The organism is Thalassococcus sp. BH17M4-6, from assembly GCF_049323015.1.
Taxonomy (GTDB): domain Bacteria; phylum Pseudomonadota; class Alphaproteobacteria; order Rhodobacterales; family Rhodobacteraceae; genus Puniceibacterium.
Map to the genome: position 1 here is coordinate 32,266 of NZ_JBMPGU010000002.1, position 19,493 is coordinate 51,758.

At 66.8% G+C, this 19,493-nt stretch carries 18 protein-coding genes; 7 read left to right on the plus strand and 11 right to left on the minus strand.

Going from position 1 to position 19,493, the window contains the following annotated elements; all coding sequences use genetic code 11:
* Together ACOXXX_RS02580 and ACOXXX_RS02585 are read right to left on the minus strand one after the other, a co-directional pair.
* A complete protein-coding gene (locus ACOXXX_RS02580; RefSeq protein WP_422824984.1) occupies nucleotides 1-927 on the minus strand; it encodes a DMT family transporter in 927 nt (308 codons plus the stop codon).
* Complete coding sequence (locus ACOXXX_RS02585) at nucleotides 924-1,736, minus strand: TIGR00282 family metallophosphoesterase (protein WP_422824985.1); 813 nt, start codon at nucleotides 1,734-1,736, stop codon at nucleotides 924-926. The genes ACOXXX_RS02580 and ACOXXX_RS02585 overlap by 4 nt, the downstream gene beginning before the upstream one ends.
* 166 nt (nucleotides 1,737-1,902) lie before the next feature.
* On the opposite strand from ACOXXX_RS02585, the gene ACOXXX_RS02590 reads away from it, so the two are divergent.
* Nucleotides 1,903-2,985 (plus strand): FliM/FliN family flagellar motor C-terminal domain-containing protein, encoded by a 1,083-nt coding sequence (locus ACOXXX_RS02590; protein ID WP_422824986.1) that lies wholly within the window; start codon nucleotides 1,903-1,905, stop codon nucleotides 2,983-2,985.
* A gap of 15 nt (nucleotides 2,986-3,000) precedes the next feature.
* Here ACOXXX_RS02590 and ACOXXX_RS02595 read toward each other — a convergent pair whose 3' ends face one another.
* From ACOXXX_RS02595 to ACOXXX_RS02610, 4 genes are read right to left on the minus strand one after another with little or no spacing between them, the layout of a single operon-like run.
* Entirely contained in the window at nucleotides 3,001-3,429 is a 429-nt protein-coding gene (locus ACOXXX_RS02595) for a TIGR01244 family sulfur transferase (RefSeq protein WP_422824987.1), read from the minus strand.
* 9 nt (nucleotides 3,430-3,438) lie between these two features.
* Nucleotides 3,439-3,873: a DUF6691 family protein gene (locus tag ACOXXX_RS02600; protein ID WP_422824988.1), complete on the minus strand. Its 435-nt coding sequence runs from the start codon at nucleotides 3,871-3,873 to the stop codon at nucleotides 3,439-3,441.
* Nucleotides 3,873-4,298 carry a YeeE/YedE family protein gene (locus tag ACOXXX_RS02605; RefSeq protein ID WP_422824989.1) on the minus strand — a complete coding sequence of 142 codons (426 nt, stop codon included), beginning with the start codon at nucleotides 4,296-4,298 and terminating at the stop codon, nucleotides 3,873-3,875. The genes ACOXXX_RS02600 and ACOXXX_RS02605 overlap by 1 nt, the downstream gene beginning before the upstream one ends.
* 22 nt (nucleotides 4,299-4,320) lie before the next feature.
* The gene (locus ACOXXX_RS02610) at nucleotides 4,321-5,187 is read right to left on the minus strand and encodes an MBL fold metallo-hydrolase (RefSeq protein WP_422824990.1); all 867 of its coding nucleotides are present in this window, start codon (nucleotides 5,185-5,187) and stop codon (nucleotides 4,321-4,323) included.
* A 383-nt stretch (nucleotides 5,188-5,570) separates the two neighbouring features.
* Here ACOXXX_RS02610 and ACOXXX_RS02615 point away from each other — a divergent pair, with 383 nt between their 5' ends.
* Together ACOXXX_RS02615 and ACOXXX_RS02620 are read left to right on the plus strand one after the other, a co-directional pair.
* Complete coding sequence (locus tag ACOXXX_RS02615; protein WP_422824991.1) at nucleotides 5,571-5,786, plus strand: hypothetical protein; 216 nt, start codon at nucleotides 5,571-5,573, stop codon at nucleotides 5,784-5,786.
* A 178-nt stretch (nucleotides 5,787-5,964) separates the two neighbouring features.
* Nucleotides 5,965-7,947 (plus strand): enoyl-CoA hydratase-related protein, encoded by a 1,983-nt coding sequence (locus ACOXXX_RS02620; RefSeq protein ID WP_422824992.1) that lies wholly within the window; start codon nucleotides 5,965-5,967, stop codon nucleotides 7,945-7,947.
* Between the two features lie 17 nt (nucleotides 7,948-7,964).
* Here the strand turns inward: ACOXXX_RS02620 and ACOXXX_RS02625 are convergent, their stop codons facing one another.
* Nucleotides 7,965-8,180: a hypothetical protein gene (locus ACOXXX_RS02625; RefSeq protein WP_422824993.1), complete on the minus strand. Its 216-nt coding sequence runs from the start codon at nucleotides 8,178-8,180 to the stop codon at nucleotides 7,965-7,967.
* A 121-nt stretch (nucleotides 8,181-8,301) separates the two neighbouring features.
* On the opposite strand from ACOXXX_RS02625, the gene ACOXXX_RS02630 reads away from it, so the two are divergent.
* Nucleotides 8,302-8,562 (plus strand): DUF2312 domain-containing protein, encoded by a 261-nt coding sequence (locus tag ACOXXX_RS02630; protein WP_422824994.1) that lies wholly within the window; start codon nucleotides 8,302-8,304, stop codon nucleotides 8,560-8,562.
* Between the two features lie 168 nt (nucleotides 8,563-8,730).
* Nucleotides 8,731-9,363, plus strand: a complete 633-nt coding sequence (locus ACOXXX_RS02635) for a hypothetical protein (RefSeq protein ID WP_422824995.1) — start codon at nucleotides 8,731-8,733, stop codon at nucleotides 9,361-9,363.
* On the opposite strand, the gene ACOXXX_RS02640 is transcribed toward ACOXXX_RS02635, so the two are convergent.
* A complete protein-coding gene (locus ACOXXX_RS02640) occupies nucleotides 9,360-10,757 on the minus strand; it encodes an MORN repeat-containing protein (RefSeq protein ID WP_422824996.1) in 1,398 nt (465 codons plus the stop codon). The genes ACOXXX_RS02635 and ACOXXX_RS02640 overlap by 4 nt on opposite strands.
* A 152-nt stretch (nucleotides 10,758-10,909) precedes the next feature.
* Between ACOXXX_RS02640 and ACOXXX_RS02645 the strand changes: the two genes are divergently transcribed.
* Both ACOXXX_RS02645 and ACOXXX_RS02650 read left to right on the plus strand, forming a co-directional pair.
* Complete coding sequence (locus ACOXXX_RS02645; protein WP_422824997.1) at nucleotides 10,910-12,571, plus strand: NAD+ synthase; 1,662 nt, start codon at nucleotides 10,910-10,912, stop codon at nucleotides 12,569-12,571.
* A gap of 4 nt (nucleotides 12,572-12,575) precedes the next feature.
* Nucleotides 12,576-13,619 carry a glycosyltransferase family 4 protein gene (locus ACOXXX_RS02650; protein WP_422824998.1) on the plus strand — a complete coding sequence of 348 codons (1,044 nt, stop codon included), beginning with the start codon at nucleotides 12,576-12,578 and terminating at the stop codon, nucleotides 13,617-13,619.
* Between the two features lie 33 nt (nucleotides 13,620-13,652).
* Here the strand turns inward: ACOXXX_RS02650 and ACOXXX_RS02655 are convergent, their stop codons facing one another.
* From ACOXXX_RS02655 to glyS, 3 genes are all read right to left on the minus strand, one after another.
* On the minus strand, nucleotides 13,653-14,291 hold the full coding sequence (locus tag ACOXXX_RS02655) for a cell wall hydrolase (RefSeq protein ID WP_422824999.1): 639 nt from the start codon (nucleotides 14,289-14,291) through the stop codon (nucleotides 13,653-13,655).
* Nucleotides 14,292-14,479: 188 nt separating this feature from the next.
* Nucleotides 14,480-17,047 (minus strand): putative PEP-binding protein, encoded by a 2,568-nt coding sequence (locus ACOXXX_RS02660; protein WP_422825000.1) that lies wholly within the window; start codon nucleotides 17,045-17,047, stop codon nucleotides 14,480-14,482.
* Nucleotides 17,048-17,321: 274 nt separating this feature from the next.
* Complete coding sequence (glyS, locus tag ACOXXX_RS02665; protein WP_422825001.1) at nucleotides 17,322-19,493, minus strand: glycine--tRNA ligase subunit beta; 2,172 nt, start codon at nucleotides 19,491-19,493, stop codon at nucleotides 17,322-17,324.

Genomic DNA, 19,493 nt, shown 5'->3' on the forward strand with positions numbered 1-19,493 from the left:
TCAACAAGCGGTATTCTGACCGACCGGCCCGGCATCCACAAGCGGCGCGCGGGGCTTGGGCTGAACCAGCGCCAGCCCGGCCAGCATCAGCGCCAGCGCTGCCCAGATCAGCGGCGCATAGGCCTCGTTCAGGAACAGCATGGCCCAGGTCACGCCGAAAAGCGTCACGAAATAGCTGACCTGCACCGCAAAGACCGACCCCGCGAGCCCGACCAGCCAGACATAGCCGGAATAGGCCCCCGCATGCAGCAGCGACGAGGCGACAAGCGCCCAGTCGGGCGCCGACCACGGCCCACGCGGGTCGATGAACTGGCCCGAGACCAGCGCCATGGGCAGGACCAGGACGGTGCCGACCACCGACGCGCCAAAGAGGGTCTGGATCGGGCCCAGCCCCTCGGTGCCGTAGCGCGCGACATAGTTCCCCTCGAACGCGTAGAAGGCCGACGAGATCAGCGCCACCGGAATCCAGATCGTCTTGGTCGGGTCGGGCAGGACGCTGTCTGGCAAAACCAGCAGGGCCACGCCAAAAAGGCCAAGGCAAAGCCCGGCCAGACGCCGCCAGCGGAAATGATCGTTGCCCATGGCAAGTGCGACGGGAAAGGCGAGCATCGGCACGGAACTAAGGAGGATCGACAGGATGCCTGACGGCAGGTGCACCGCGGCGGAATAGGAGGCGATGCCCGGCAGAACGGTGCCGACGAGCGCGATGACAGCGTAAAGCCGCAGGTGTCGCGGGGCGTGGGGCAGGGATTTGCCACGGGCAAAGGTGATCGCCCCCAACACGACCGACCCGATCAGAAGCTGCCAGAACAGCAGTCCGAAATGCCGGTAGCCTTCGCTCACCGCGATCTTGGCCAGTGGCTGCGTCGCGCCCCAGGCCGCGCCGATCACGATCAGAGCGCCCACGGGCAGCAGCAGCGCCTTCATGGGGCAGCAGGCTCAAGCCGACCGCCGTGGCGGATCATGCGGATGCTCTGCGCCTTGCCGGTGCGGTCATCGGTTTCAACCAGCACGCCCGACAGCGTCGCCTCGCCCAAGGCGGGCTGAAACCGGCCCTTGCCCATGCCGGTGACAAAGCGGCGCATCGGCTCGGCCTTGTCCATGCCGATGACCGAATTGTAGTCGCCACACATGCCCGCATCGCTTTGAAACGCCGTGCCGCCGGGCAGGATCTGCGCGTCGGCGGTGGGCACATGGGTGTGCGTGCCCACCACAAGGCTGGCGCGCCCGTCGCAGAAATGGCCCATGCCCATCTTTTCGCTGGTCGCCTCGCAATGCATATCGACCAGGATCATCTGCGCCTGTCCGCCCAGGGGGTGCGCCCGCAGCACCGCGTCGACGGCCGAAAACGGATCGTCGAAGGCGCGTTTCATGAACACCTGGCCCAAAACCTGGCAGACCAGAACCTTGCGCCCGCGCGCATCGGTAAAGAGCCGGTGCCCGCGACCGGGCGCCTGTTTGGCAAAGTTCAGCGGCCGCAGGATGCGCGGTTCGCTGTCGATGAACCCCATCATGTCCTTCTGGTCAAAGGCATGATCGCCCAGCGTCAGGCAATCGGCACCCGCCGCCAGCAGCGTGCGGGCGTGATCGGCGCTGAGCCCCGCGCCGTTCGACGCGTTTTCGCCGTTCACCACGACGAAATCGAGCTTCCAGTCGGTCCGCAGCCGGGGCAGGTGGTCGGTGATCGCAGCCCGCCCCGCGCGGCCCATCACATCGCCAAGAAAAAGTGTTCTCATGCCGCGAGGGGTAGAGCCATTGCCGCCGAAAGCAAAGCGCGAAATAGGCCGCGCCGTGCGGCTTTGCCGCCGATCGGGCGCAACAATCCTCGGCGGGTTAAAGCGGTTGGTAACCAATCTTGCCCATAACCCTGAAGGATGAGGGGCAAGGACATGCAAGACCACGATGGGTAACACCGCACGACACGATGTTCTGGGCCAGAAGGCCAGCGCATCCCGCCGCGCGTTCGAGGCGCGCACCATGTCCACCGCCAAGGCGCTGCGCCGGGCGGTGTCGCGCACGGCGGACGTGCTGTGGGATCTGGCGCTGGTGGTGCAGACGGTACGGCAGGAGATGCTGGATCAGGACGGTTGCCTGACCGCCCTGGGTGCCGATGACCTGATCATCGTGCTGGACGGGCCAGACGGGGCGGTTGGCCTGGTGTCGGTCGACCGCAGCCTGATGACCGGGCTGATCGAGGTGCAGACCATTTCGCAGGTGACGACCATGCCGGTCGACGACCGCCCGCTGACCGCCACCGATGCCGCGATGATGGCGCCGCTCATCGACGGCACGCTGCAGCGATTCGAGGAGAACCTGAAAGGCAATCCGCTGCTGTCTCAGCTCAGCGGTTTTCGCTTCGGCGCACTGGTCGAGGATGCGCGCACCGCCGGTCTGATGCTCGAAGCGGCGGAATACCGGGCCTTTCGCGTCAGCGCCGATCTGGCCAATGGCCGCCGCCACGGCGTGCTGCAGATCATCCTGCCGGAACGTGCCGCCACGCCAACGGTGGCGGAGGAGGACGCGACGGACACCCCCGGCAAGCATGCCGACCGGCTGATGCTGGTGCCCGCGCAGGTCGAGGCGGTGCTTTGCCGACTACGGCTGCCCCTGAACCAGATCAGCGGGCTGAAGCCCGGCGATCTGGTGCCGCTGCCGGGCGATGCGCTGGACAAGGCCGAACTGATCGCGGGCGGCGGTCACCGGGTGGCGCGCGGACGGCTGGGGCAGATGAACGGATTGCGCGCCTTGCGCCTGACGTTGCCGCAAATTCCCCGCCCCGCGCCATCGCCCGAGACCGAGGATGACACCCCGCCCAGGGCCGCGCTGCCCGAACCGGCCGTGCCAGACCCCGCGCCCGCGCCGCCGCCCCCAGAGCCGGAGGATGAAGACGTGCCCGATCTGCCGCCGCTTGATTTTGATGGGGCAGACGATGATTTTGGCTTGGGCGATTTCGATGCGGGTGTCCTGGAGGACAGCAGCGGGTGAGTGTCCGCCGGGGCGTCAGCCCTTGCTGGCCAGCGCGTCCAGAGTCGGGCGCAACCCTTCAAGATCATAGCCTGCCCGGGCGACCGTGCTCAGAATCTCGTCGGTGGTCTGCTGGCCGACCTGACCCAGCGACCAGATCACCGAACAGCGGGTGCCCGAGGCGCAGTAGGCCAGCACCGGCCCGCCTGCGGCCTCGACCATCTCCAACTGCCTGGCCACGTTTTCCGGCGTCATGGTGGTGTGGGTCAGCGGCAGCTGCTCGAACTCCAGCCCCGCATCCCGCACCGCCTGACCGATGGCGTCGGCCTGATGCGATGACGGCACTTCGCCATCCGGGCGGTTGCAGATCACCCGGGTGATGCCCGCCTCGCGCAAGGCGGGCACATCCTCGACCGAGATTTGCGGCGAGACGTGATAGCGGGGGGTGATCTGGCGAATGTCCATGTGGTGGAATTACTCTGCCTGCAGGGCCCTGTCCAGCCGCAGCCGCAGCCGGGGCATCGCCGCCATGCCGGTCAGCATCGCCGCCAGGAAGACCAGCAACCCCGGCCCGCCGTAGCTGAGCGATGCGATCGCCGGACCGGGGCACAGCCCCGCGAGCCCCCAGCCCATGCCGAAGAGCACCGACCCCAGCACCAGGTTGCGCCCCAGCCGCGGCTCTGGCGGGGTGGGGAAGGTGCCGCCGTTCAGCGGCGCCGCGCGCCGCCGGGACACGGCCCAGGCCAGCGCCATGGGCAGGATCGCCCCGCCCATCACGAAGGCCAGCGTCGGATCCCAGTCGCCGAAAACGTCAAGCCAGCCCTGGACCTTGGCGGTGTCGGTCATGCCGGAAATCATCAGCCCGGCCCCAAAGAGGCCCCCGGCCACGAATGCAAACAGGTTGCGCATCAGATCACCCCCAGGATGTGGCGGAAGAGCACGACCGTCAGGCCGCCCGCGCCGATATAGAAGGCCGTGGCGACGATGCCCCGCAGGCTCAGCCGCGAGATGCCGCAAACCCCGTGCCCCGAGGTGCAGCCATTGGCCAGCCGCGTCCCGACGCCGACCAGCAGGCCCGCTGCAGCCAGCACGATCAGGTTCGGGGTGATATGCGTGTCCATCGGCCCCCAGGCCGGCAAGAGCAGCACCGGCAGCAGCACAACGCCCGCCAGAAAGCTCAGTCGTTCCCATTTCGTCGACAGGCCGCTGCCGTCCACCAGCCCTCCGATGATGCCGCTGGCCCCCATCACGCGGCCGTTGGCCAGCAGGTAGACAGCTCCGGCGCAGCCGATGAGAAGCCCGCCCAGCAGGCCGTAGATCCAGTCCATTGGCATCTGTGTGTTCCCTTCTTTTCGCTCAAAGCTTGTTGATCGGCACCTTGAGATAGACACCGCCCTGCGCATCGGCGGGCGGCATGTGGCCGCCGCGCATGTTGACCTGCAGCGACGGGATGATCAGCTTCGGCATGGCCAGCTGCGCGTCGCGGGCATCGCGCATCTGCACGAAGTCGTCCTTTGACCGGCCTGCGCCCACATGCACATTCATCGCCTTCTGCGCGCCGACCGTGGTTTCCCAGGCATATTCCTCGCGCCCCGGTGCCTTGTAATCGTGGCCGACGAAGATCCGCGTCTCGTCCGGCAGAGCGAGGATTTTCTGCACCGACGCAAAAAGCGTCTCGGACGATCCGCCGGGAAAATCGCAGCGCGCGGTGCCGAAGTCGGGCATGAAAAGCGTATCGCCCACAAAGGCCGCATCGCCGATCACGTAGGTCAGGCAGGCCGGCGTGTGGCCGGGCGTGTGCATCACATCGGCGCGCATCTGCCCGATGTGCAGGCTGTCGCCGTCCTTGAAAAGCGCGTTGAACTGCGATCCGTCGCGCTGGAATTCCGTGCCTTCGTTGAAGACCTTGCCAAATGTCTCCTGCACCACGGTGATCCGGTCGCCGATGCCGATCTTGCCGCCCATACGTTCCTGGATATAGGGCGCGGCGGACAGGTGGTCGGCATGCACATGAGTTTCCAGCAGCCATTGCGGCTCCAGCCCTTCGGCGGTCAGATAGGCGATGATCGCATCCGCCGAACGCGTGTCCGTCCGCCCCGAGGCATAATCGAAATCCAGCACGGAATCGATCACCGCGCAGGCGCTGCCCGACGGGTCGCGGACGACATAGGAAATGGTGTTGGTGGCCTCGTCGAAAAAGCCGGTCACATCTGGCGAACGCATGGCGGGTCCCCTTCGCTGTCGAAAACATATAGTGAATAAGGAATATGTTGCAAGCAGAACCGCGCCTTGACCTGCATCAAGGCGCGGTTCTGGGAAATTGCCGATACTCGCGGCGACGTTTACCGGTCTTTAAGGAACCGTCGCATTTATCGGGTAGCGACGTGTTGTTCAAACCGGCCGGAAACTGCCTGCTTTCAGGGCAATCTCGTGCCGGGGCCGGGGGCAGGGTCCGGAAAAGCTTGATGCGCCAAAGGACCTGGGGCACACGTAGAAGGCGAGTGGCCCGTCGCGGACCACGAGTCACAAAAAAGGCGGTCGCATACACGGCACCGCAATCGCATGGCACAGGTCCCCGCAGGGACCGATTTGGGAGGATCACGACCATGACGGAACAGGAACTCAGCCACCGGCTGTCGACGCTGCAAAGCGAAATCGCCAGAAGCGATGCCCAGACCCGCAGCGCGCTGGTCGACCAGCTGGCGCACGCGGTCCGCGCCCTTGAATCGTTCGGCGGCACCGTCCCCCGCGCGGCCCGCCGGGTGATCGAAAACCAGCGCGATGCCGAGATCGAGGCGATGTTCGACAACCTGCCGGTCTGAACCTTCGCCATTCCCTTGGCCGCACCGCGGCGCATGGCCCGGCAGCCGTCAAATCGGCGGCTGCCCTTGGCCGGTCTTGCCTAAAGCTGTGCTTTCGCCTCTAATACCCTGCAAAGGCGCATAAAAGCGCAGGTAGGTGAGTTTCCGCGCGGGAAACTCCGGGGGAAAGGGCAGGCAGATGTCCGAGGCTATTCTCTATTCCGTCCAGGACGGCGTGGCCCGTCTTGCCGTGGCGCACCCCCCGTCCAACGTGCTGACCCGCCCGGTGCGGGCGGGCCTCATGGCCGGGATCGCCCGGGCCGAGGCCGATCCGGCGGTGCAGGAAATCATGCTGATCGGGGGCGGGCGCAGCTTTCCCACCGGTGACGATGTGACCGATGCGGGCCGCGCCCCCGAAACCCCGACACTGGCAGAGCTGTGCGACCGGGTCGAGCGCTGCGGCAAACCGGTGGTGGCGGCGGTGCATGGCACGGCGCTGGGGGGCGGTCTGGCGCTGGCGCTGTCGGCGCATTACCGCGTCGCCCACAGGGGGGCGAGCGTCGCGGTGCCCGAGATCCTCCTCGGCCTGATGCCCGCCGCGGGCACGACGCAACGTCTGCCCCGGCTGATCGGCGCAGGGCCGACACTTGATATCCTGCTCAGCGGGCGTGGCTTCGACGTGACCAATGCGCCTGCAGAGGGGCTTTTCGACAGCGTCACCGACGGCGACCTGGCAGAGGTCACGCAGCGGTTCTGCCTGTCCTTGCGCAGCGGCGGCCATGGCCCGCGACCGACGCGCGATATCCGCGCGGGCTTCGGCGATCCGGCGGCCTACCAGGCGCAGCTGGCCGAAGCGCGCGGCGCTGCCCCCGCCCGGCCAGAGGCCAGCCGGGACGCAGTGATCGCGGCGGTCGAGGCGGCGATGCTGCTGCCCTTCGAGGCCGGGCTGGCGCTCGACGCGGAAAGCGCCGCCGATCTGGCCGCGTCGGACCAGTCCGCGGCGTTGCGGCACGGCTATCTGGCGGAACGCGCGGCGGGCCGGTTCGACCTGCCCGAGGACGTCATGCTGCCTCCGATCCGCACAATCTGCGTGCTGGGGGGAGGGCCGCTGGCCATGCAGATCGCCGCCTCGGCCCTGCAGGCGCAGTTGCAGGTGCGCTGGGGCACGCGCGATCCCGAACCACTGGCGCAGGGCGTGGCGCAGGTCAGGGCGCTGTTCGCTAAAAGCGTCGCGCGCGGCGCGGTTTCACAAGCCAGGGCCGACGCCTTGCTGGCCAACCTGACCCACGGCGACAGCGCCGCGATGACGCCGGGCAGCGACATCATCCTGCATGCGGCGCGCGGGCAGGGCAACGTGCCCGCCCCCCAGGGCGCGATCCGCGCGGTGGCGATGTCGGAACGGGTCGATGAACTGGGGGTGCGTTTTTCGGTGCCGGTCTTTGCCTCGCGCCTCGTCGAAGTGATCGAAGGGCCGGGCGCCGTCCCGGCGCAGCTCGCGGCGGGGCTGGCGCTGGCGCGCGCGATGAAAAAGGTGCCGGTGCGCGTCGCGTCGATGGGCGACAGCGTGGCGGGGCGGATGATGGCGGCGCTGCAACGCGCCGCAGACGCTCTGGTCGATGCGGGCCAAAGCCCCTATGCGATCGACGCGGCGCTGCGCGGCTGGGGCTGGAGCCGCCCGCCGTTCGAGACGCGCGATCTGCTGGGTCTGGCGGAATTGGCGGGCCAGCCACGGGCCGACGGCGCGCGCAACTGGTCCGCGCTGCTGGCCGCGCAGGGCCGGACGGGGCGGGCAGGTGGGCAAGGCTTTTATACCTATCCCGCAGGCGGAGGCGCGCCCGAGGCCGACCCGGCGGTGGCGCGTATCCTGGACGGCGCCCGGCCCATCGGCGCGCCGATGAAGGCCAGCCATATCGTGACCCTGATCATCGGCGCGCTGGCCAATGAAGGCGCGCGCCTGCTGGAAGAGCGGTGGGTAAGCCGCGCCTCGGACATCGACGTGGTGATGCTGCTGGCGCATGATTTCCCGCGTCGGCGCGGCGGGCCGATGAAGGCCGCCGATCTGCTGGGACTGTTCGCGGTCAGCCAGGCGATGCGGCGCTTCGATCATGTGGACAAGGCGTTCTGGCAGCCCCGACCGCTTTGGCCCGAGCTGATCAAGAACGGCAACCGGTTCTGCGGCTGAAGGTCCGGCGCCGGGTCTCAGCCCAGAAAGATGCCCACGATCACGATCATCAGGCCCAGCACCGACAGCATCAGCGCGCCCATGTTCAGCGGAATGGTCTTGTGCACCACCGCGCGCAATTCGTCATCCTTGAGCCCCGCGCGCTTGGCCTTTGCCACGCGCAGGATGCACCAGACCAGCCCCACGAGCCCCAGGGCAGACAGGATGGCACCAAGCCAGATCAGAAGGTCCATGCGCGGCCTTTCGTTCGGTTTGTCGATGCGTGGCGGTAATTCATCGCGCGCCCTGCCGCAACCCCTTGATGGCCGCGTGGCACGGCGCTAGGGAAGGGCAACCCCCGCGCAGGAGAGCCAGATGGACGAGCAGCAGACCCCCGACACCTATCGCGTGACCGCCGACGAATTGCGCCAGTTTATCGAGCGTATCGAACGGCTTGACCAGGAAAAGAAGGACATCGCCGACCAGCAGAAAGAGGTCATGGCCGAAGCCAAGGCACGCGGCTATGACACCAAGGTGATGCGCAAGGTCATCGCCCTGCGCAAGCGCGAACCCGACGACATCGCCGAGGAAGAGGCGGTGCTCGAGATGTACAAGGAAGCACTGGGAATGGGCTGAGCCCGCCCCGGACAGGGATATGTTGCGCGGTCGAGCGCATCGGGCCCGGGCGGATGTGTCCGGGCTTTTTCGTTTTTGGCGCCCCGGCCTGCCCGAGATTGCGATTTCGCCGGTCTGCGCTAATCTGCGGGCATGATCTTGGTGCAAAGTTTGGTCCCGGCAATCGCCGTGTTTTTTCTCATCGGTCTGGCCGTTCCGGTCCGGGCCGAAATCTGTCCGCCCTCCTACCGCTTTGTGGATTTCGGCAGCGAAGGCCCCGACGGGATCATCCGGCGCGGCGGCGTCATCTTTCGCGCCTTCGACGCCGCCGGCACGCGCTTGCTGGTCGAGGAACGCTCGGCCTGCCGCAGCGTGCCGGAGGTGTCCAGAGATGGCCGCGCGCTGCCGATCCCTGTGGTCTTCAGCGTCGAGGTGGATCTGGCGGTCGCGGCGCTTGACCTGACGGCGCTGCGGCTGATGGCGAGCCTCGCCCCGCTGGAGGAGGCCGACGCCAGTGCCCGCCGCCATCGCGACCGGCTGGCACGGGCGGACACGACCACGCTGAGGGGTGAGACCTACGTTTGCGTCAGCGACGCAGCGGCCCAAGAGGTAAGCTGCCAGATCGTGCCTGTCGACGGCGGCAATGCCGCGCTTGTCATCTATTGCGATGTGAAAGCGTGCCAGATGCCGTCGATGGTCTTTGACGACAGGATTCTGGTCAGCGCGGCATGGCCGCGCATCGCCCTCGCGCCAGAGGAACTGGTGCCCGAGATTTCAGAGCGGGTGCAGGAGATCCACGCCTTTCTGGAACAGCAGATCTAGCCGTCGCTCTTGATCGCGCCGTTGATCCAGTCGCCGGTCTTTTCCTCGCCGGTGGCATAGCGCATGGTGCCGGGCCCTTCGCGTTTGCCGTTCTTGAAGGTGCCTTCGTAGACGTCGCCGTTGGTGTAGGTGGCCACGCCTTCGCCGTCGATCTGGCCCGCGTTCCAGTCGCCCGTGTAGGTGAAGCCGTCGGCCATGACGATTTCGCCGGTCCCATGGCGCTGGCCGTCGACGAACTGACCCTTGTAGACCGTGCCATCGGGGTAGGTGGCCACACCTTGCCCTTCGCGCTGGCCGTCCTTCCATTCGCCTTCGTAGCGATAGCCGTCGGCATAGGTCATCACGCCGTAACCGTCGTTGCGGGCGTTGGAAAAGTTGCCTTCGTAGGTGATGCCGTTGGCATAGACCGCGCGGCCTTCGCCTTCGATCACCCCGTCGACCCAAGCGCCTTCGTAGGTCGACCCGTCTGGATAGGTGATCTTGCCGGTGCCGTTCGCCAGATCGCCGCGGAACTGGCCCACATAGACCGAGCCGTCGGGGTATTCGACCTGGCCCTCGCCCTCGATCTGGCCCGCGACCCAGGACCCGGAATAGCGGTAACCGTCCTGGCCGACAAACGTGCCCTGGCCCTGGCGCTGGTCGGCGACGAAATCGCCTTCGTAGATGTCGCCGTTGGCATAGGTCACCTTGCCTTCGCCTTCGCGGCGGCCGGCCACCAGTTCGCCTTCGTAGATGTCGCCGTTGGGCTGGGTCAGCTTGCCGACACCGTCGATCTGTCCGCCCTGCCACATGCCTTCGTAGATCAGCCCGTCGGGCATCGTCAGCTTGCCCTGGCCCGACCGCGCGCCATCGGCCACGCGGCCCTCATAGACCGACCCGTCGGGATAGGTGATGGTGCCGTTGCCTTCCTTGACGCCGTTCACCCAGTTGCCTTCGTAGGTATAGCCACCGGGCGAGGTCATGGTGCCGCGACCGTGGTGCAGGGCGTTGCGGAACGACCCTTCGTAGCGCACGCCGTTGGCATAGATCGCTACGCCTTGGCCGGTGATCTTGCCGTCAAGCCAGGTGCCCTCGTAGGTGCCGCCATCGGCAAAGACGATCTTGCCCACGCCCTCGGGCTTGCCCTTGGCGAACTGGCCTTCATAGACCGATCCGTTGGGAAAGCGCGCGACGCCTTCGCCGCGGATCTCTCCGTTCACCCACTGGCCGGTGTATTCATAGCCATTGGGCAGCCGGTATGTGCCAGTGCCGTCCTGCAACCCGTTGCGGAACGTGCCCTCGTAAACGCCGCCGTCATCGTATTGCTTGGTGATCACCTCGCCGTCCTGGGCCAGGGCTGCGCCTGCCAGAATGCCGAATGTCGCCGCGAGAAGTATCCTGCCGCCTGTGGTCATGCCGTTTGCCCCCGGTCACATCAAAGTGCCTGCTCTGGTGGCAAAAACTAGTGGACCGGGGCGGCAGGGGCAATGCTAATCCGGCGCGGCGGGTTTCCCTCGGGCGTGGTTCTGCTATGTGATCCTGCGAATGTGAAGAAAGGTGCGGCGGCATGGCAGACCGGTTTCGGCTGACGCTTGGGCAGCTCAACCCCACCGTGGGGGATCTTGCGGGCAATGCGGATCTGGCGCGCGATGCCTGGGAACAGGGGCGCGACGCGGGGGCGGATCTTGTCGCCCTGCCGGAAATGTTCATCACCGGCTACAATGCGCAGGATCTGGTGCGAAAGCCCGCGTTCTATACCGAGGCGATCAAGACGGTGAAGGCGCTGGCGGCCGACTGTGCCGACGGCCCGGCGCTGGCCATCGGCGGACCATGGGTCGAGGGGACAGAGCTTTTCAACGCCTATTTCATCTGCAAGGGCGGGCAGATCGCGTCGACCGTGCTCAAGCATCATCTGCCCAACGAAACGGTGTTCGACGAGGTGCGGATTTTCGATTCCGGCCCCATCGGCGGGCCCTATTCGGTGGGCAACACCCGGATCGGCAGTCCCATCTGCGAGGATGCCTGGCACGAGGACGTGGCCGAAACCCTGGCCGAAACCGGGGCCGAGTTCCTGCTGGTGCCCAACGGATCGCCCTACTACCGCGACAAGTTCGACACCCGGCTCAACAAGATGGTGGCGCGGGTGATCGAGACTGGGTTGCCGCTGATCTACCTCAACATGGTGGGCGGGCAGGACGATCAGGTGTTCGACGGCGGGTCTTTCGTGCTCAACCCCGGCGGCAAGCTGGCGGTGAAACTGCCGGTCTTCGACGCGGTGGTGGCGCACGTGGATCTGGAGCGGGGCCCTGACGGCTGGCGCGCGCTCGAGGGGCCGTTTACCGCCCATCCCGACATGATGGAACAGGATTACCGCGTCATGGTCACCGCCTTGCGCGACTACATGCGCAAGACCGGGTTCAAGAAGGTGCTGCTGGGCCTGTCTGGCGGCATCGACAGCGCCATCGTCGCCGCCATCGCCGCCGACGCGCTGGGACCCGACAACGTGCGCTGCGTCATGCTGCCGTCGGAATACACCTCGCAGCATTCGCTGGAAGACGCCAAGGCCGTGGCCAAGGCGCTTGGCTGCCGCTACGACTTTGTCCCCATCGCAGAAGCCCGCGCCGCGATCACCACGACGCTGGCGCCGCTGTTCGAGGGAACAGAGCCGGACCTGACCGAAGAGAACATCCAGAGCCGGTTGCGCGGGCTGCTGCTGATGGCGCTCAGCAACAAGTTCGGCGAGATGCTGCTGACCACCGGCAACAAGTCCGAGGTGGCCGTGGGCTATGCCACGATCTATGGCGACATGGCGGGCGGCTACAACCCGATCAAGGATCTCTACAAGACCCGCGTCTTCGAAATCTGCCGCTGGCGCAATGCCAACCACCGCGACTGGATGATGGGCCCCGAGGGCGAGGTGATCCCCGAGCGGGTGATTTCCAAGCCGCCCTCGGCCGAACTGCGCGAAGACCAGAAGGACAGCGATTCGCTGCCCGACTACCCGGTGCTGGACGGGATCCTGAAGATCCTCGTCGATGACGACGGCAGCATCGAGGATTGCGTCGCCGCAGGCTATGACCGCGCCGATGCCAAGAAGGTCGAGCATCTGCTTTATATCAGTGAATACAAGCGCTTTCAGTCCGCCCCCGGGGCGCGGCTGTCAAAGCGCGCGTTCTGGCTCGACCGGCGGTATCCGATCGTGAACCGCTGGCGCGATCCGTCGGGCTAGGGCCATGGCGCGCATCGCCTTTGTGGTTCCGCGGTTCCATACCAACCTCTATCACGCCACCGCGGCGCTGATCGCGGCGGGGCACGAGGTCAGCATTCTGGTCAATCTCACAGGGACGGGCGAGGATCATCGCCACGTGACCCCCGTGGTTCTGGGCCGCCAGCCCGAACCGGGCGCGGTCGAGGCCGCGCTGAAGGCCGCGCGCCCGGATATCGTGTTCATCCGCACCGCGCACGAACTGTCGCGTCAGGCGGCGCTGGCCGCGCGCAAGCTGCGGCTGCGGGCGATGCGCTATGATCTGCTGCCGCTGGGGGACATGCCGACCCTGAAACAGCGCCTGCTGCATCGGTGGCGCGGGCTGCCGCCGGGCCGGATCACGCCGGTGCGCAGCGCGGGGGACCGGACAGAACGGCAGGGCAAGGCGCGCTACATGCCCTGGCCCGTCGCCCCGGCGGGCGGTGTCGAAGTGACCGATGCCGTCTTGCGCGCCTCACCAGTGCCAGTGCTCTGCGTCGCCAAGTTCGGCAATCCGCGCAAGAACCATCTGGCGCTGATCGACGCGCTGGCAGCTCTGGGGGGCGGTGAGGCCGCGCGCCTGACGCTGGTCGGCAGCGCGCCGCGCGACAATCAGGACGGCGGCGCGGCCTATTTCCAAGAGGTTCAGACCCGTGCGGACACCTGCGACTGGATCGACATCCGCGTGCACGTGCCTTACGCCGAGATGCCGCAGCTTTATGCCAGCCACGCGATCTGCGTGTTGCCGTCCTTTGACGAACCTTTGGGGATCTCCCCGGTTGAAGGCATGGCCTTCGGCACGATCCCGGTGATTTCGGCGCAATCGGGCAGCGCCGGCTATCTGACCGACGGTGTCGACGGGCTTTGCGTCGATGTGGCCAAGGAAGGCGCGCTGCAATCGGCGCTGGCCCCGCTGCTGCGTGATCCGAAGTTGCGCCAGCGCCTGTCGGCGGCGACGCGGCAGACCTGGGCCAAAGACCTGTCTCCCAAGCGGTTCGTCACCCGGATGGAAGCCTTGATCGCAGAGGGGTGAAGAGGGGCGCCGAAAGCCCCCCGGACCCGCCGCTCAGTTCTGCGACAGCTGCGTCGGCTGGCGATAGAACAGGTGCACGCCGATGCGCGCGGTCAGCGGGAATTTCCGCGCCCAGCGGGGGCTGACGGCGGTGGTATGGTAGTGGGTGGCCCCGTCGGTGAGCTTGCGCGGCGCGCCCGACAGCATCGCCTTGGCGACCTTGCCCACCTGATCGAAGGCGCGCGGCTCGGAGATGTGTTCGGGATGACCGTCGCAGGTATAGGTGAACTGGCAGGCGTATTTCTGGCCGGTGCCCTGGTTGATGACACCGCAGACCGACCCGGGATAGTGCGGGCTGTCCACCCGGTTCAGGATGACCTCGGCCACCGCAAACTGTCCCCTCACGGTTTCACCGCGGGCTTCGAAATACAGCGCCTCGGCGAGGCACTGCCACTGTGCGCCGCCGGTGGGCTTGGGCTGCGACCGGACCCAGCTGGAATCGTAACGGATGTTGTCGGTATCGACGTCGGTGGACGCCGTGGTCAGTTCGTTCAGGCGCGAGAAAGAGGCCGATTTCAGACCGTGTTTTTCCAGTTGCAGCAGAGACTCGGCGGCGTTGGCTTCGCGCTCGGCGGCGGCGGGCAGGCTGATCAGGGTGGTCAGGATGACCATGGCAAGCGTACGGAACTTCATTTTCTCTCTACCTTTCGGAACGGAACGGACGGTTTCGCGTTTTTCCGGCGAGCAGCGCGGACGTTCACAAAACGCCTGCGTCTTAGACAAATTGTGTCTTTGGGTAAAGTTCAGGCGGTATGCTTATTGGTCATAGCCGCTTCTACACCAGCGCCGAGGGCAGATGGTGTGGACAACGGCCAAGCGGCCTACCCGATCTTGTCGCGTATCGCGAGCTGTGCGGCAGCAAGTCGCGCCACGGGAACGCGGAACGGAGAGCAGCTGACGTAGTCAAATCCCACCGAGCGGCAGAAGGCAATCGATTCGGGGTTGCCGCCATGCTCCCCGCAGATCGACATGGTCAGGCCCTCGTGGCGGGCACGTCCGCGCTCCACGCCGATCCGCAGAAGCTCTCCGACGCCGTCGATATCAAGCACGTGGAACGGATCCTCGGGAAACACCTCGAGCCGCACGTAGTCCGACATGAACCGCCCCGCATCGTCGCGCGACAGGCCATAGGTCATCTGCGTGAGGTCGTTGGTCCCGAAGCTCAGGAAATGTGCGTGCTGCGCGATTTCGTCGGCGCGCAGGCAGGCGCGCGGGGTCTCGACCATCACCCCCAGCCGGTAGGTGAAATCGCGCCCGCGTTCGTGGCGCACGGCGGCGGCCACCGCGTCGATGCGCGCGCGCACCAGTTCGACCTCGCGCTTGGCCGACACCAGCGGGATCATCACCTCGGGCACCACCGGGTCGCCGTCGCGGCTGGCGTCGATCGTCGCCTCGAAGATGGCGCGCGCCTGCATGTCATAGATTTCGGGCACCGTGACGCCCAGCCGGACCCCGCGCATGCCCAGCATGGGGTTGTATTCGCCCATCGCCTCGACCCGCCGGGTGACATCGCTGATGGGCAGATCCAGCGCCTCGGCCAGATCGCGCATGCCGGCCCGGTCGGTGGGCAGGAATTCGTGCAGCGGCGGATCGAACAGCCGGATACAGACCGGCAGGCCCTGCATGATGCTGAAAAGCTCGGTGAAATCGGCGCGCTGCATCGGCAGCAACAGATCCAGCGCGGCGCGCCGGTCCTGCGCCGCATCGGCAAAGATCATCTCGCGCATGACGGTCAGGCGGTCGGCCTCGAAGAACATGTGCTCGGTGCGGCAGAGGCCGATCCCCTGGGCGGCAAAGTTGCGCGCGGTCTGAGCGTCGGCGGGGGTGTCGGCATTGGCGCGGATGCCGATGTCGCGTTCGGCATCGGCCCAGGCCAGCAGGGTCTGGAAACTGTCGTCGAGCATCGCCTCGACCATGTCGGGGCTGCCCGACAGGACCTGACCGTTGGTGCCGTCCACGGTGATCGTGTCGCCTTCGCGGAAGGCGCGCCCGTCCGACGACATCAGCGTCTTGCGCTGCAACTGAAAGCGCATGTTGGCCGCACCCACCACGCACGGCAGGCCGAGACCGCGCCCAATGACGGCGGCATGACTGGTCATGCCGCCGCGTTCGGTCAGCACCGCGTTCGCCGCGTGCATGCCGCGCACATCCTCGGGCGTGGTTTCCCGGCGCACGAGGATGCAGGGTTCGTTGCGCGCCGCGCTGGCCTGCGCATCGGCGGCGGAAAAGACGATGCGCCCGGTAGCCGCACCGGGACTGGCGGCGACGCCATGGCCGATGATGTCGCGCGCGGCGCCTTCGGCCACCTGCCGGTGCAGCAGTTCCGACAGCGCCCGCGGTTCAACCCGCATCACCGCCTCTTGCGGGGTGATGATGCCATCCTCGGCCAGGCTCACGGCGATGCGCACGGCGGCGCGTGGGGTGCGGCGCACGCGCACGCCATCAAGGATATGCACGGCGCCGTTTTCGATGGTGAATTCGATCTGCATCTCGGTGCGCAGCTTGCGCCGCATCAGCGCCGCATGCGCCTTGAGTTCGGCAAAGGCCTCGGGCGCCAGTTCCTCGAGCGAAGGGCCGCGCGGGTCCCGCTCCAGAAACAGCGAGGCCGCGCCGCGTTCCAGCGCCTCGCGGCCCTGGCTTTGGCTCAGGTAGCGCCCGGTGATCTGCGGCAGCCCGGTTTCGGAGCTCACGAGTTGCAGCACGCCCGATCCGCATTCGCCGGCCCCGAGGCCCAGCACCATCGCCTGCACCACAAGGCCCAGGCCCGCATCGACCGGAGCCCCCTTGGCCTGGCGCAGCAGCCGGGCGGTGGTGCCTTCCCAGGCGCGGGCCATGGACCGCAGCACCTCGGACAATTGCCGTTCGGGATCCTGCGGAAACGCCTCTTCGGCCTCCTGCTCGTAGGTGGCCAGCGCATCGGCCAGAACCGATGGCGCGGCTTCGTCCAGGTCGTCGAACATGTCCGGATCTAGCCGCGCCACGTGCACGGCATAGGCCTGGATGAACCGCAGGTAGGCCGAGGTCGCGGCCTCTTCTCCCAGGTCCTGGCACAGTTCCAGGTGCCGCGCGTCGTTCATCCCGATGTTGAGGATGGCACTGGGCCCGCCCCAGTCCGGATCTTCGGAGGACGGGCGCACGCACAGCAGTGTGTCGGGGGCGAAGTTGCGGATGATCTTGGCGATGTCGGGCAGCGCGCCGCTGGCGAGCTTATGTACGGTGTCGAAAGACAGCGCGACGGTGCGCGGCACCGGCAGGTTGAGCCGGACAAGCCGCTGCAGACACTTGGCCCGCCCGCCGTGGGTCGGTGTCGAAATCGGCGCGGTGTTGCTGATCAGCGTGACGCGCTGGTCAGGGATTTGCGTGCTCAGAAGGGTGGAACCGCGTGACATGCCCGCACAATACTGCGGTGCGGCGCCGTGGCAAGCTGGCGTTTCGGCGCAGGTGGGCAGTGGCGACGGGCCAGTCCGAACCGCGCCGCTGGTGCCGACACGGGATCAAGGCCGCTTGCGGCCGCCGTGTCAGCGCCGTCCCGCCCCCCGGGGCGGCGCTTTGGCAGGGCTTGGTGCAAAGCGGTGGCTGCGTCCGGATGTGGCCGGGATAAACCGCCAAAGCGGACCGATCAGAAGCGCCACCCCGCGGGACGGCGCGGACACGGCGATGGCCCTAACCGTCCAGACGCGTCAAATCGGCCACCTGCAGACAGGTGGTGCGGATACGGCTGAGCAGGTTGAGCCGGTTGCGCCGCAGCACGGCGCTTTCGGCGTTGACCTGCACCGCCTCGAAAAACGCATCGACCGCGGGGCGCAGACCGGCCATGGCGGCCATGGCGGTGGCGAAATCCTCGGCCTGCATCGCCGGGGCGATCTTGGCCTCTGCCGTATCCAGTGCTGCGAAGAGCGCGATTTCCGCCGGGTCCTCGGCGAACTTCAGATCGGCGCCGAAGCTGTATTCCACCCCGTCCTTTTCCTCGGCCTGCGTTAGGATGTTGTTCGCCCGCTTGAAGCCTTGCACGAGGTTCGTGCCGTCCTCGGTCTCCAGCACCGCCTGCAGCGCCCGGGCGCGCGATACGAGCAGCGTCAGGTCGTCGGAGTTCGGCATGGCGAGGCAGGCGTCGATCACGTCATGCCGGATGCCTTCGTCGCGCAGATGGACCTTGAGGCGGTCGTGGAAGAAGGACAGGAGGTCGTCAATTTTGGACTCTACTCTTTTCCCATCCGGAGAGTTTTGCGTCACTCGTGGGCTGCCCAGCAAGATGCCGCCTTTTTTGCCCGCTTCTTCGTTCTTCAAGCGGTCAAGACTTTCATTGTTTTGGTCTATTGCGTTGAGAGCTGCTTCCCAAAGACTGAGTTTGAGTTCATTCGCCAGAACCAACCGGATCACCCCCAGCGCCGCGCGGCGCAGGGCGAAGGGATCCTTGGAGCCCGTCGGCTTTTCATCAATCGCCCAGAACCCGGTCAGGGTGTCCAGCTTGTCGGCCAGCGCTACGGCGACCGACACCGGGGCCGTCGGCACGGCGTCGGAGGGGCCGAGGGGCGAGTAATGCTCCTGACAGGCGGCGGCAACTTCGGAGGGAAGGCCCGCCGCGTCGGCGTAGTAGCGGCCCATCAGCCCTTGCAGTTCGGGGAATTCATAGACCATTTCCGACGACAAGTCGGCCTTGGCCACCCGCGCGGCCTGTTCGGCCAGGTCCGCATCCGCGCCGACCACCGAGGCAAGCTCTCGGGCCAGCGCGGCGATGCGCTCGATCCGGTCCTTTTGGCTGCCCAGCTTGTTGTGAAAGGTCACGTCGTCCAGCTGGTCGGTCCAGGCGGTCATGCCGTCGGTCTGCACCACGCGCAGATCGTTTTCCCAGAAAAATTTGGCATCTGACAGCCGCGCCGACAGCACCTTTTGGTTGCCCGCAAGGATCGTCGCGCCATCGTCGGGCGTGGCGATGTTGGCGACAGTGACAAAACGTTCGATCCGGCCCGTTTTGGGGTTCTTCACCGAAAAGAACTTCTGATGCTCCTTCATCGAGGTTTGCAGCACCTCGGGCGGCAGGTCGAGGAAATCCGCCCCGATCTCGCCCATCAGCACCACGGGGTATTCGACCAGTCCCGCGACCTCGGCCAGAAGGCCGCGGTCCTCGACCACCTCAAGCCCCAAGGCAAAGGCGGCCTGTGTCGCGTCGTTCCATATGATGTCGGCGCGTTCCTCGGCGGAGAGGATCACGCGCGCCCGCTTGAGCTTGGCGGCGTAATCCTCGAACCCGGTCACGGCAAAGGCATCGGGCGCCATGAAGCGGTGGCCGCGCGTGGTGTCGGACGCGGTGATCCCGTCGACCTCGAGCGGCACGACCTCGGCCCCGGCCTCGGTCGTCAGGATGCACAGGATCGCATGCAGCGGCCGCACCCAGCGCAGGCTGCCCGCGCCCCAGCGCATAGACTTGGGCCAGGGGAAGGTGCGGATCACCTGTTCCAGCACCTCGGCGATGATCGCTGCCGCCGGGCGGCCCGGTTTGTCGATCAGGGCGTAAAAGACGGTGCCCTTCTTTTCCTCGCGCTCGACCAGTTGGTCGCGGGTGACACCTGCGCCGCGCAGAAAGCCCTCGATCGCCTTTTCGGGGGCGTCCACGCGCGGCCCCTTGCGTTCCTCGCGCAGGTCGGGGCTGCGCTCCAGCAGCCCCTCGATCGCCAGGGTCAGGCGGCGCGGCGTGGAAAAGGCGGCGGCGTGGGCATAGGTCAGCCCGGCCTCGACCAGGCCGTCGGTGACGCGCTGGCGCAAATCCTCTGCGGCGCGGGTCTGCATGCGGGCGGGGATCTCTTCCGAGAAGAGTTCGATCAGAAGGTCGGGCAT